14 protein-coding genes and 1 tRNA gene are annotated in these 12,297 nt (G+C 66.8%); 8 read left to right on the plus strand and 7 right to left on the minus strand.

From position 1 onward, the window contains the following. Nucleotides 1-165: 165 nt before the first annotated feature. Nucleotides 166-750: a TetR/AcrR family transcriptional regulator gene (locus TPR58_RS17625; protein WP_346248052.1), complete on the plus strand. Its 585-nt coding sequence runs from the start codon at nt 166-168 to the stop codon at nt 748-750. A 25-nt stretch (nt 751-775) separates the two neighbouring features. On the opposite strand, the gene TPR58_RS17630 is transcribed toward TPR58_RS17625, so the two are convergent. After that, nucleotides 776-1,567 (minus strand): SDR family NAD(P)-dependent oxidoreductase, encoded by a 792-nt coding sequence (locus TPR58_RS17630; RefSeq protein WP_346248053.1) that lies wholly within the window; start codon nt 1,565-1,567, stop codon nt 776-778. Next, a complete protein-coding gene (locus TPR58_RS17635; protein ID WP_346248054.1) occupies nt 1,564-2,133 on the minus strand; it encodes a DUF4334 domain-containing protein in 570 nt (189 codons plus the stop codon). The genes TPR58_RS17630 and TPR58_RS17635 overlap by 4 nt, the downstream gene beginning before the upstream one ends. A 178-nt stretch (nt 2,134-2,311) precedes the next feature. Here TPR58_RS17635 and TPR58_RS17640 point away from each other — a divergent pair, with 178 nt between their 5' ends. Further along, a complete protein-coding gene (locus tag TPR58_RS17640; protein ID WP_346248055.1) occupies nt 2,312-3,193 on the plus strand; it encodes a dienelactone hydrolase family protein in 882 nt (293 codons plus the stop codon). Nucleotides 3,194-3,266: 73 nt separating this feature from the next. Further along, nucleotides 3,267-3,794 (plus strand): TIGR00645 family protein, encoded by a 528-nt coding sequence (locus TPR58_RS17645; protein WP_346248056.1) that lies wholly within the window; start codon nt 3,267-3,269, stop codon nt 3,792-3,794. Nucleotides 3,795-3,953: 159 nt separating this feature from the next. On the opposite strand, the gene TPR58_RS17650 is transcribed toward TPR58_RS17645, so the two are convergent. The 4 genes from TPR58_RS17650 to TPR58_RS17665 form a co-directional block, all read right to left on the minus strand. Then, complete coding sequence (locus TPR58_RS17650; RefSeq protein ID WP_346248057.1) at nt 3,954-4,151, minus strand: DUF1289 domain-containing protein; 198 nt, start codon at nt 4,149-4,151, stop codon at nt 3,954-3,956. Next, entirely contained in the window at nt 4,139-4,651 is a 513-nt protein-coding gene (locus tag TPR58_RS17655; RefSeq protein ID WP_346248058.1) for a thioredoxin family protein, read from the minus strand. Before TPR58_RS17655 ends, TPR58_RS17650 begins: the two co-directional genes overlap by 13 nt. Nucleotides 4,652-4,713: 62 nt before the next feature. Continuing rightward, nucleotides 4,714-6,177, minus strand: coding sequence for a DEAD/DEAH box helicase (locus TPR58_RS17660; protein ID WP_346248059.1), 1,464 nt, complete (start codon nt 6,175-6,177; stop codon nt 4,714-4,716). An 88-nt stretch (nt 6,178-6,265) separates the two neighbouring features. Then, a complete protein-coding gene (locus TPR58_RS17665; protein WP_346248060.1) occupies nt 6,266-6,754 on the minus strand; it encodes a hypothetical protein in 489 nt (162 codons plus the stop codon). Nucleotides 6,755-6,872: 118 nt separating this feature from the next. On the opposite strand from TPR58_RS17665, the gene TPR58_RS17670 reads away from it, so the two are divergent. Beyond that, entirely contained in the window at nt 6,873-8,345 is a 1,473-nt protein-coding gene (locus TPR58_RS17670) for an FAD-binding oxidoreductase (protein ID WP_428835733.1), read from the plus strand. A gap of 50 nt (nt 8,346-8,395) precedes the next feature. After that, entirely contained in the window at nt 8,396-9,211 is an 816-nt protein-coding gene (locus tag TPR58_RS17675; RefSeq protein WP_346248061.1) for a SapC family protein, read from the plus strand. A gap of 325 nt (nt 9,212-9,536) precedes the next feature. Here TPR58_RS17675 and TPR58_RS17680 read toward each other — a convergent pair whose 3' ends face one another. After that, nucleotides 9,537-10,382: an N-formylglutamate amidohydrolase gene (locus TPR58_RS17680; RefSeq protein WP_346248062.1), complete on the minus strand. Its 846-nt coding sequence runs from the start codon at nt 10,380-10,382 to the stop codon at nt 9,537-9,539. A 115-nt stretch (nt 10,383-10,497) separates the two neighbouring features. On the opposite strand from TPR58_RS17680, the gene cpdR reads away from it, so the two are divergent. The 3 genes from cpdR to TPR58_RS17695 all read left to right on the plus strand — a co-directional run bounded on the left by cpdR (nt 10,498) and on the right by TPR58_RS17695 (nt 12,245). Next, nucleotides 10,498-10,875: a cell cycle two-component system response regulator CpdR gene (gene cpdR / locus TPR58_RS17685; RefSeq protein WP_346248063.1), complete on the plus strand. Its 378-nt coding sequence runs from the start codon at nt 10,498-10,500 to the stop codon at nt 10,873-10,875. An 80-nt stretch (nt 10,876-10,955) separates the two neighbouring features. Next, nucleotides 10,956-11,030: transfer RNA gene (locus tag TPR58_RS17690), tRNA-Val, on the plus strand. 135 nt (nt 11,031-11,165) lie between these two features. Next, nucleotides 11,166-12,245: a serine hydrolase domain-containing protein gene (locus TPR58_RS17695; protein WP_346248064.1), complete on the plus strand. Its 1,080-nt coding sequence runs from the start codon at nt 11,166-11,168 to the stop codon at nt 12,243-12,245. The last annotated feature ends 52 nt before the right edge of the window (nt 12,246-12,297 follow it).

A 12,297-nucleotide genomic window follows, 5' to 3' on the forward strand; every position in this document is an offset into this window, starting at 1 on the left:
ATTGCCGGATCGAGACAGCGGGTCGGAGCCAGTGCTCCGGCCCGTTTCCCGTCTCGCGGCGCGCGAAGATCGCGGGCCGGGCGAGAATTGCTTTGATTACAGCGCGATCGCTGGTGCATCCTCGTCCGCGATGTTCAGCACCACCGGATTTCGGATCGACGGCGCATGATAAGGCAGGGCGCGCCTGATCCTGCCCGGTCGATGCGGGCGGACGCCCAGCAGAATCACCGGCGCATCCTGGAGGCCGCGGACCAGGTCTTCCAGCGCGAGGGGTTCGACGCGCCGCTCGACCTGATCGTCGCCGCCGCCGGGGTCGGCCGCACGACGTTCTTTCGCCATTTTCCCGATCGCCAGGCTCTGCTGGTGCAACTGCTCGAACGGTCGGTGGACGAGGTTCACGAGCAGGCCGAGCTCAATCGCGACCGGGATGACGGGTTGCTGCAGATCCTGGCGTTCATGGCCGACCGCATCGGGATGCGCGCCGCGCTGGTCGAATATTGGAACGCGGCAGATCCGTCGCATCCGGCGGTGCAGGCGGCCTTTGCGCGGACGGGGATGATCTTCGCCGATGTCATTGCCCGGGCGACCGGGGCAGGGCTGTGCCGGCCCGACCTGACCGCGACCGATATCGCGATGATGGCGCGGATGATCGCGGCGGCGGTGCATGGCGCGCCCGCGGACGACAAGGCGTCGGCGGCGCGGCGTGCGGCGACGCTGTTGCTGGAAGGCTATGCGGGGACGCCCGGCTGAGCCGCGCATCCCCGCGCCGCCCGCCTCACATATTCTTCATCAGCCGCGGCAGCAGGCTCTGCGGGATCAGGTGCTGGGCGAGTGCCGCAAGTCCCGATCCGGTGCCGGCAAGCACCATCGCCTTGCCCTCGCGCATGCCGTCATAGCCGGCGCGCGCCACGTCCTCGGCGGTCGATCCGCGGCCGCTGGCGAACCATTTCTTGAGCATGGAGGTGCCGTCGAAGCTGTCGATCTTGGCGGTCTCGGCGAACTTGGTCTGGACCGGTCCGGGGGCCAGACAGGTCACGTTGACGCCGTTCGGGCGCATCTCCTCGCGCAGGGCGACGGTGAAGGCGTTCACATAGGCTTTGGTCCCGCCATAGGCGGCGAAGCGAACGGCGGGCACCATGCCCGCGGTGGATCCGACGTTGAGGATCGTGCCGCTGCCGCGCTCGCGCATCCGCGCCCCGAACAGCGACGACAGGGCGGTCACCGTGATCACGTTGAGCCGCAGCATCGTTTCGATCCGCATCAGATCGGTATCGACGACATCGCCGAAGGTCGCGAAGCCGGCATTGTTGACCAGCGTGTCGACCTGCCAGCCCTGCGCGTCGCAATGGGCGAGCAGCGCCTCTGCCGCACCCGGCGCGGAGAGATCCTGCACATGGGTGACCAGCGTGCCGCCGACATCGGCCATCTCGTCACGCAGCCGGTCCAGTTCCTCGGGCAGCAGGCTGACCGCCAGCACATGCGCGCCGTCGGCCAGGAACAGCCGGGTGAAAGCCTTGCCGATGCCCGAGCCGGCACCCGTCACGATGACGTTTTCCTGCCGACTCACGACCGGTCTCCCGTCGCGGCGCCGGATTCGCGCCGCAGCACGAAGAAGAACGGGTTCGCCAGCCCGCGCATGTCCATCGCGCCGACCAGCGTGTCGGGCCCCGCCGCACGGAACACGTCGTTGATCGGCAGCGCGTCGTAGATCATCGTCGCCGAGACGATCCCGCGATACTCGGTCATCCGCAGTCGGGCATGCGGCCTGGACGAGGCGATCAGCCCCGCGCCCAGCTTGAACAGGCCGGCCGCGGCCGAGCTTCGCGCAAGCTCGCCATGTTCCAGTGCGATCGAGATCGGGATGCGGGACGGGTCGATCGAGATCGTGTCGCCACTGCCCTTGTCGAACACCAGCGGATAGGCCTCGTCCGCGCTGTCGAACCGCTTGCCATGCCATCCGAACTGTTCGAGCAGCCCGTCGAACGGATTTTCCGTCGCGATCCCGTTGCCTTTCCAGTTCCCGAGGATCTGCGCCACCGTGACGGCAGGAAGCGCGTCATAAAAGGCAAGCGCGGTCGCCAGGTCGGTGCCCTTCTCCAGCGCGGCGAGGCGGGTTTCGGCGTCTGTGGTCATGTCGGTTCCGTCCAGGTCCATAATGGGAGTAAACGTTAAACGGTACTATCAGTTCCGTTTGTGAGGCGCTCGATCGGCGCATCTCCCACAGGCGAGAGGGCGGTTGCGCGTGGATCGCGGAACCATGACGACGGGCCGGGCGTCGGCTAGCCTGAGCCATCCGACTCGGGAGACCAGCATGAGCGACGACCTGCGCCAGCGCGCGATCCGCATCTATGATGCCTTCACCCACGAGCATCTCGACCGGCGGCGGCTGCTGCGCGACATGACCGGGATCGCCGGGTCGGTCGCGGCGGCGGAATTGCTGATCGCCGGAATCGCGGCATCGCCTGCGGCGGCGCAGCAGGTGCCCGCGGAGGACAAGCGGCTCGTGGCGCGGCGGCACGACTATTCCGCCGACGGTGTGTCGATGAGCGGCTATCTGGTCGAGCCTGCTGGGAAAAAGGCGCGGCGCGGCGCGGTGATGGTGATCCACGAGAATCGCGGGCTGACCGCGCATATCGAGGATGTGGCGCGGCGCGTGGCGCTGGACGGCTTCACTGCCTTCGCCCCCGATTTCCTGACCCCGGCGGGAGGCACGCCCAAGGGCGACGACGACAAGGCGCGGCAGATGATCGGCGCGCTCGACCTGGCGAAGACGGTGCAGATCGGTGTTGCGACGCTGGCGATGCTGCGCGGGTTGCCGGGCACCAACGGCAAGGTCGGCGCGGTCGGCTTCTGCTGGGGCGGCGCGATGGTCAACCGGCTGGCGGTGGCTGCAGGCAAGGGCCTGGATGCGGGCGTGGCCTATTACGGTCCGGCACCGTCGCCGGCCGAGGCGTCGAAGGTCGAGGCCGCGCTGATGCTCCACTATGCCGGCAACGATGCGCGGGTGAACGCGACCGGCGAGCCCTGGGTCGCAGCGCTCAAGGTCGGCGGCAAGCGGGTCGAGGCCTATAGCTATGCCGGTGTCGAGCACGCGTTCAACAACGACACGTCGACCGAGCGCTACAATGCGGAAGCGGCGACGCTCGCCTGGGGCCGGACAATCGGCTTCCTGCGCAAGCATCTGGCGGGATAGAGCGTCCCCCGCAGCCCCTTGATCCTCCGCTCGGCGCCCGATTAAGGAAGGCGGACAGGGGCATGGGGGACATATGCTGAAGAAGATCGAACGCGGTTTCGAAAGCGGGCTGTTCGCGTCGCGCTGGCTGCTGGCGCCTTTCTATGTCGGGCTGATCGCGTCGATCGCGATCCTGCTGGTGGTGTTCGTCCGCGTCTTCCTGGCGATGATCCCCTATACGGTGACGATGAGCGTCGAGGATGCGATCCTCAAGGTGCTGACGCTGCTCGACATCGCGCTGGCGGCGAACCTGATCCTGGTGGTGATCCTGGCCGGGTACGAAAGCTTCGTGTCGAAGATCGATACCGAGGGTCATGAGGACCGGCCGGCCTGGATGGGCACCACCAGCTTCTCCGGCCTGAAGCTGAAGCTCTATGCCTCGATCGTTGCCATCTCGGGCATCCAGCTGCTTAAGAGCTTCATGGCGATCGGCGAGCGGCCGCTGACCGACCGCGAGCTGTTCTGGATGACGGTGATCCACTTCGCCTTCGTGATCACCGCGCTGCTGTCCGCGCTGACCGACTGGCTGTCGAGCCGACAGGGCAAGAAAAGCGTTCCCTGAGGCGGCGGCTTACAGACCGTTTGAAAAATCGCGAAAGGGCGATTTCCCGGCGCCGGCCCGCTCACCCACCCGACCACCCACAGAATATTGACGTTGGATGGTCGGGTGGGGAGCGACCCGGTGCTGCAATGCCCCGACAGGCGCAGTCTCAACGGCCTCTCAGCGCTTCAGCGTTGCCAGCCGGGCGGGCAGTTCGGCCATCACCGCGTCGCGATCGGCCGCGTCGGTGCCGCTCCAGCGCGAGATCTCGCGGATCGTCCGGCCGCACCCCTCGCACCAGCCGGTCGGGCGATCGATCCGGCAGATGTTGATACAGGGGCTGGGGAAGGCTGCGACGAATTCGATCAGGTCGTCCATCGTGCCAGCCAGTCGGCGATGCCCTGCGGCTCCATGATGCGCGCATCGCCCAGCGCGATTTCCTCTCCCCTGTTGCGGATCCGGCCCGTTCGGGGATCGATCACCAGCACCGCCGGGACCGCGCCCAGCCGGTCCATGCCGAACCGCTGCGGGATATCCAGATTGGCGTCGAATTCGCCCACGTCGATCTGGACGAGCTCGAAGTTGCGCGCGATCCACGGCTTCAGCTCGGGATGTTCGAGCACGCCCGCCAGAACGCGGCAATCGACGCACCAGTTCGCGCCGAAATCGAGCAGCAGCGGCTTGCCGCGCGCCTTCGCCCGTGCCCGCGCCTGCGCCACGTCGGCGCGCGCGTTGCGAGTGCCGTCATAGGGAGCGGGCAGCGGCTGGCGAAGCTGGCGCACCGTGCGGATGGTCAGGCGGGGCGCCGCCCCGCCCGGGGGCGCCGATGCGGGCAGCAGTGCCAGCAGCGGCAGCGCCAGGATCGATCTGCGGTTCATGGTGATTGCGTCCCCCCGACAGGCCTGCCGATCATGGCGGGCCGTGCCGGAGCGATGCAAGTCTATTCGACCGCGAAGGTCACGCTGAGGAATTCGGGGATCGGGCCGTTCCAGCCGTCATCGGGACCGTCATCCTCGCCGTCGCGGCGGCGTGAAGACCCGGCATGCGGACGATCGTCTCGGCGGGGGCGTTCCTCGCGCTGCGGACGTTCCTCGCGTTGCGAACGATCGTCGCGCTTCGGGCGCTCCTCGCGCGCGGCGCGTGCTTCGACAGGAGCCTCGGGCGCATCCTCGATCGTGGCGGGCGCCTTGGCCCTGGCCGGTGCCTTTTCCTTGCGCGCCCTGGCCGTCTTCGACTTGTCGCCGCGCTTCGGCTTTTCTTCCTGCGGCGCCTCTTCGGGGGCGGGCGCACCGCCCATGTCGAGCCGCTGGATCTTCTGACCGGTCAGCTTCTCGATATTGTCGAGATTCTCGGCATCGTCGGGCGTGACCAACGTATAGGAAACGCCGGTCGCGCCGGCGCGACCGGTGCGGCCGATGCGATGGACATAATCGTCCGGATGCCAGGGCGCGTCGTAATTGAACACATGGCTGACACCCTTGATGTCCAGCCCGCGCGCGGCGACGTCGGACGCGACCAGGATGTTGATGTCGCCCTTCTTGAACCGGTCGAGCTCGGCCAGGCGCTGCGGCTGTTCCATGTCGCCATGGATCTCGCCCGAGCGGAAGCCCGAGCGCTGCAGCGACTTGTTGAGGTCGCGGACGGTGGTCTTGCGGTTGGCGAAGATGATCGCGGTCTTGACCTCGTCACCGTTCAGCAGGCGCTCGATCACCGAACGCTTCTTCTGCGCCGACACCGGCACCACCCACTGGGTGATGTTGATGTTCGTCGATGCCGGGCGGGCGACCTCGATCGTCCGGGGATTGTCGAGGAACTTGTCGGCCAGCTTCTTGATCGGCGGCGGCATCGTCGCCGAGAACAGCAGCGTCTGGCGGGTCTTGGGCAGCTTGGTGCAGATTTCCTCGATATCGGGGATGAACCCCATGTCGAGCATCCGGTCCGCCTCGTCGATCACCAGCAGCGAGCAGCCGGTCAGCAGGATCTTGCCGCGCTGGAACAGGTCCATCAGGCGGCCCGGCGTCGCGATCAGGACGTCGACGCCCTTTTCCAGCGCCTTGACCTGGTCGCCCATCTGAACGCCGCCGATCAGCAGCGCCATCGAGAGCTTGTGGTTCTGGCCGTATTTCTCGAAATTCTCGGCGACCTGCGCGGCGAGTTCGCGCGTCGGCTCGAGGATCAGGCTGCGCGGCATCAGCGCGCGGGTGCGCCCTTCGCCCAGGATGTCGATCATCGGCAGCACGAACGCGGCGGTCTTGCCGGTGCCCGTCTGCGCGATCGCGATCAGGTCGCGGCCCATCAGCACCGACGGAATCGCCTGCTTCTGAACGGGAGTCGGGTCGGTGTAGCCGGCGCCGGTGATGGCGCTCAACAGTTCGTCGGAAAGGCCGAGATCGGCAAAGCTCATGCGAATGTCCGGAAAAGGGGCACAAAAACTGCGCTCCAGTTGCGCCGCGCGCTCGCGGATTTACCTGCAAAAGTCAAGCTGAGCGTCGCTATTTCGCGGGAATCAGCGCCTTGAACCCGGTGATATTGCAGGTGCGGCCGGCCCGCGAGCGAATCGAGTCGCGCAACGCGCACATTTTTCCGTCGCGATTCGGCTTCACGTAGAAGCCCGAATAGAAGCCAAGCGCCTGGCAGTTCTTGTCCAGCACGGCGCGCCGCATCGACCCGTCGCTCAGCATCAGGTCGACGCTGTCGGGGCGCGAGACCGAGAAGCCGGCGATGCGCTGGACCGACAGGCAGTCATCGGTCTTCTTCTCGCGATAGCTCATTCGCGGCGGCGGCGGGGCGACCGGCGCGGTCATCGTCGAACGGGTGATGATGGTGGTGCGGGTGACCATGACATTGGGGACATGGATCACGATGTGCTGGCTCTGCTGAACCAGAGCGTCCCAGTCGAGCATCGACGCGCGTTCGGGCGTCGCGGCGGGCGACGCCACGAGCAACAGAAGCGCCGGAGCAAGGGGCAGGGGATTCAACATGAACGCGCGACCATTAGGGTGCGGGTTTGAACATGGGATGAACTGCCGGCGCAACCTTTTATGAAGTCCACCATCCGGGGACATTCGTATCGGCGATGCTGGCTGCCACGAACCCGTCATGCTATCGGCCCGCGCGATGATGCCCAGCCAGATGACGCCCGCCCAGCAGACCCTGATCGACGCCGTGCGCAGCCGTTTCGGCGAGAAGGCGGTCACCACCGACCCCCGGGACATCGCCCCCTGGCTCAATGACTGGCGCGGCCGCTATTTCGGCGCGTCGCCTGCGATCCTGTCGCCCGCATCGCGGGACGAGGTGTCCGCGATCGTGGCCCTGGCGCATCAGGCGCGCATTCCGCTGGTGCCGCAGGGCGGCAACACCTCGATGGTCGGCGGCGCCACCCCGCCGGCGGACGGTTCGGCGCTGATCCTGTCGCTGCGCCGGATGAACCGCATCCGCAGCCTGTCGCCGGACGAGAATCTGGCGGTTGCCGAGGCCGGCGTGATCCTGCCCGAACTGCACGATGCGGCTCTGTCCCAAGGGCGGCGCTTTCCGCTGACGCTGGGCGCGAAGGGCAGCGCGACGGTCGGCGGTCTCGTCTCGACCAACGCCGGCGGCACCCAGGTGCTGCGCTTCGGCACGATGCGCAGCCTGGTCGCCGGAGTCGAGGCGGTACTGCCCGACGGGTCGGTTCATGACGGACTGGCCGCGCTCAAGAAGGACAATCGCGGCTATGATATCAACCAGCTTCTGATCGGGGCGGAGGGAACGATCGGCGTGATCACCGCGGCGAGCCTCAGGCTGGTGCCGGCGATCGCCGCCCGCGCCGTCGCCTGGGTCGCGCTGGAAAGCCCGCATGCCGCGCTCGCGCTGCTCCGGTCGATCGATATGCCGGCGATCGAGAGCTTCGAGATCGTGCCGGGCGATTCGCTGGCGCTGGTGCTGAAGCATATTCCCGGCACGCGGGCGCCGCTGGAAGGCGTGCATCCCTGGCACGTGCTGATCGAGGCGGTGTCGTCGGAGGCCGGCGGCGAGCCGCCCGCGGCGCTGCTCGAGCGCCTGCTGGGTCCCGCGCTGGAAAGCGGCCTGGTCCAGGATGCGGTGATCGCCGCCAACGAAACCCAGGCCGAGGCGCTGTGGCGCATCCGCGATTCGTTGTCCGAGGCGGAGCGCGCCAGCGGTCCGGCGGTCCAGCACGACATCTCGGTCCCCGTTTCGGGCATGCCCGACTTCATGATCGACGGCGCGGCCGAGGCCGAGCGGCGCTTTCCCGGCACCCACGCCACCGCCTTCGGCCATCTGGGCGACGGTAATGTCCATTTCCACGTCCGCGCGCCCGAGGGCATGGCGCGTGACCTGTTCTATGCCGAGCTGGCGCCGTCGATCACCGCACTGGTCCACGACATGGTCGTGGCGGCGGGCGGATCGATCTCGGCCGAACATGGCATCGGCCAGATGAAGCGCGACGAACTGGCCCGGCTCGGCCCGGCCTCACGGATCGCGATGCTGTCGGCGATCAAGTCGGCCTTCGATCCGCATGGCCTGTTCAATCCGGGAAAGCTCGTGCTTGCACCCACCGCCAACACTCCATAGACCCCGGCGGCGTTTTCCGCACACAAATGAAGATTCCCTAGGAGATTGAGATGGCCTCCGCGCCGCAGCCGCAGCCGCTTCCGCTTTTCTATAACGACCTGCAGCCGCTTTCGAGCCAGGTCCATGCCGACTGGCGCGTGCGCCCGACCGATCGCGCGAAGTTCCTCGCCAACCATCATGCGATCCCGCTGACGGTCGAGGAATTCCCGCAGGCGCAGCGGTTCATGCCGATCATCTTCTCCAGCGGCCCCGACGCGGTTCCGCTGGCGCTGTTCGGCCTGAACGAGGGCGTGAACGTGTTCTTCGACGAGGAGGGCCAGCTGACCCAGGTCATCCGCGACGAGCAGGGGACCATCATCGAATCGAGCTTCTATGTTCCGGCCTATATCCGCCGCTATCCCTATCTCCTCGCCCGGCTGCAGCCGAACAGCGAGGAACTGTCGCTGTGCTTCGATCCGACGGCCGACACGATCGGCGCGTTCGAGGAAGGCGACAAGCTGTTCGAGGGCGACCAGCCCAGCGAGCTGACCAAGGCGATCCTGGAGTTCAACCGCCAGTTCGAGGAAGCCGGCCAGCGCACCGCCCAGTTCGTCAAGGAGCTGCAGGACCTCGACCTGCTGATGGAAGGCGAAGTCTCGATCCAGGCGGACGGCGCGTCGCAGCCCTTCGTCTATCGCGGCTTCAGCATGGTCAATGAAGAGAAGCTCAACCAGCTTCGCGGCGACCAGCTGCGCAAGATCGTGCAGAGCGGCATGCTGCCGCTGATCTATGCGCACCTCTTCTCGCTCAGCCAGATCCGCGAAGTCTTCGCCCGCCAGCAGCGGATGGGCAAGATCGTGGGTCCGCAGCTGGTCAACCCGGCCTGATCGACTGCCGGCGGGGAGCCGTGCCGCTACCGGCGGCCCAGGGCGGTTCCCCGCCGCGTTCATGTAATTGAAAGATTTCGCTCCCGGGTGCGATAGTCCCGGTCGAGCATCGGTGCGAACGGTTCGTCGCACCTGAAGCGCAGTTCCTCGATTGGCTGTGCAGTCCCTTGAAACCTTCGAACCGCTCATCTATATTGTTCATTGCATGGTCTCGTGTCCCCCCTTTCGCGGGATCGTGCGACACGCCTCCGGGCGTGTCTCCTCCCTGAACCTTGGCCACCCCGTGCTTGCACGGGGTGGTTTTTTATGTGGCGAAGGGCGCCGCCTACTCGGCGGCGAGCTGCCCGGGCAGGGCCTCGTCGGCCAGAGCGTCGATCATGTCGCGCACGACCCCGATGATCGTCGACAGGCCCGCGCCCGGCTGGTCGAGCCGTGCATCGAGATAGAGCGAGCGGTCGAACTCGACCTGGATCGCATGGATGCCGCGGCGCGGATCGGCATGGCGCTGGAGGATATGGCCCCCGGCATAGGGCGCGTTGATCGCGACCGCGATGCCATGGGCGCGCACGACTCCCTCCAGCCGGCTGACCAGCCTGGACATCGCCGACTTTCCGAACCGGTCGCCCAGCACGATGCGCGGCGAGGTCTCGGGCGGGCCCAGCGGCGGCATCGAATGCAGGTCGAGCAGCACTGCGATCCCGAATCGCCGATGCGCTGCCGTCAGCGCCTCCGACAGCGCGGCGTGATAGGGGCGGTGGTCCTCGGTGATGCGCGCCATCACCTCGTCATCGGTCAGCCGTCGGTGCCAGATCTCGCCCGACGCGCCGGCGCGGCGCGGGATCAGGCCCAGCCCGCTTCGCAGCTTCGCCGATTGCGGCTGGCCGCCCATCGGCGCGCCCTCGTCGATGCGCGGGTCGCGCTCATGCTCGCCGCGATTGAGGTCGATCCAGGCGCGCGCACGCTGCGCCACCAGCATCGTCTCGTCCTGGCGGGCCGCGAGCGCCACGGCGTCGATATGGCGATCCTCCAGCGGACGCAGCGCGATTGGCGGGATCCGCAGGGCGCTCACCAGCGCCGAGGGATAGTCGCGTCCGGCATGCGGAACCGAAAGCACGATGGGGCTGGTCGGGCATTCCGGCCCGAGCCGCAGGAAGGATGGCGTTGCCGTCACGGCGAACAGCCTAGATTTCGTGTCGGATCGGGGCAAGCCGCACCATGCTCCGGCTGGAAAATCCACCGGGCGTGAGGCATAGCGTCGGCGCGGGCCGTGACCGCATGGGGATCCGATGTACCGAATTCTGCTGGCCGAGGACGACAAGGTGATGCGCGAGTATCTGACGCGCGCGCTGGAACGTTCGGGCTATGCGGTCAGCGCGGTCGACCGCGGCACCGCCGCGATCCCGCTGCTCGAAACCGAACGGTTCGACCTGCTGCTGACCGATATCGTCATGCCCGAGATGGACGGGATCGAGCTTGCCCAGCAGGCGGGCGAGATGGCGCCCGACATGCGGGTGATGTTCATCACCGGCTTTGCCGCGGTGACGCTGAAGGCAGGCAAGCAGGTGCCCCAGGCGCGGGTGCTGTCCAAGCCGTTCCACCTGCGCGATCTGGTCATGGAAGTGGATCGGCTGTTCGAGCCGGGGAGCATTCCGAGCCGCAATTGAAGATTAAATGATTTTGCCGGTTGCATGGGGAGAACACTCCAGCTAATGCGCCGCTTCCCGTTTCGGCCCTCCGGGGCCTTGGGCGTGTAGCTCAGTGGTAGAGCACTGTGTTGACATCGCAGGGGTCGCAAGTTCAATCCTTGCCACGCCCACCATAAAGGCCCGCCAGCTCAACGAGCTGGCGGGCTTTTTTGCTGTTCGGAGCGCGATCATTCGCGTCGCAGTTCGTAGGCAAGGCGCCCGGTATGGATTTCGCTCGTCGAGCGCGCGGGATCGGCTAACACGGTTACATGAACCCGCTCATCCGCCTTGCTGTCGCGGCAGCATTCGTGCTGTCAGCTCAGCCTATCGCTGCCCAATCGTTCGACGACGTGGCCGAATCGGCCAAGGAGGCCGGCTTCAACGGCGTCGCGCTGGTCGGGCACGGCCGCACGATCGACAATGTGATGGCCATCGGCGTGGCGGATGCCGCCCGTGGCGTCCCATTGACGATAAGGTCGCGGTTCGAGATCGGGTCGGTGTCGAAATGGATCGCTTCGGTCGTCGTCCTCAAACTGGTCGACCAGCGAAAGCTCGACCTCGACGCGCCGATAGGCACCTATCTTCCGGACTACCGCGCGGACACCGGGCGACAGCTCACGCTGCGCCGGCTGCTCAGCCACTCCAGTGGCCTGCCAAACCAGGTTCTCAAAGCGCGGCAGGCGGATCCCTCGATCCGCGCGGTCGAACTGAACCAGGCGGAGGCGGTGCGCCGCTATGCCAGCGGCGATCTCGCCTTCGTGCCGGGCACGCAATGGGATTATTCCCACTCCAACTGGATCCTGACCAAGGCGATCGTCGAGCGCGTGTCAGGGAAGCGGTACGACGCGCTGGTCGATCAGCTGATCGTCAGGCCGCTCAGGTTGAAGGACAGCGGCATCTACAGCGGCGATTCGGGCGGCACACCGGGCATCGCGCTCGGCTATGCCGCGCTTCTGCCCGCGCCTCAGCCAAAGCCGAACCCGATGCCCGGCTTCATGGCGATGGCTGGCGGCTTCTACACCAGTGCGCCGGATCTGCTGGCGATCATGGACGCGGTGCTCGATGGTCGCCTGCTGAGTCCGCGCAGCCGCAAGGAATTGATGACGGTCCATATGCCCGACCAGCATTATGCGCTGGGCGGCCGAGTCCGCACCGCCATGGTGGGCGGCCAGATGCGCGAGCTTGCCTGGGAGGATGGCCGCAATGGCGGATTCCGGATGGTCGCCCGGCGGGTCCTTGCCGACGGGCACACCGTCATCACGCTGAACAACGCCAGCTACGATTATCAGAAGCTGGGCGACTTGGCCGGGGCGCTGCTTGAGACGAGCTATTCGCCCGAGGCAAAATAGCGGCTGACCCGGCGCCCTATTTTCCGCAGGCGTCGCATTCGCAATCATGCTC

This window comes from Sphingomonas rustica (assembly GCF_039652585.1).
Lineage (GTDB): Bacteria > Pseudomonadota > Alphaproteobacteria > Sphingomonadales > Sphingomonadaceae > Sphingomonas > Sphingomonas rustica.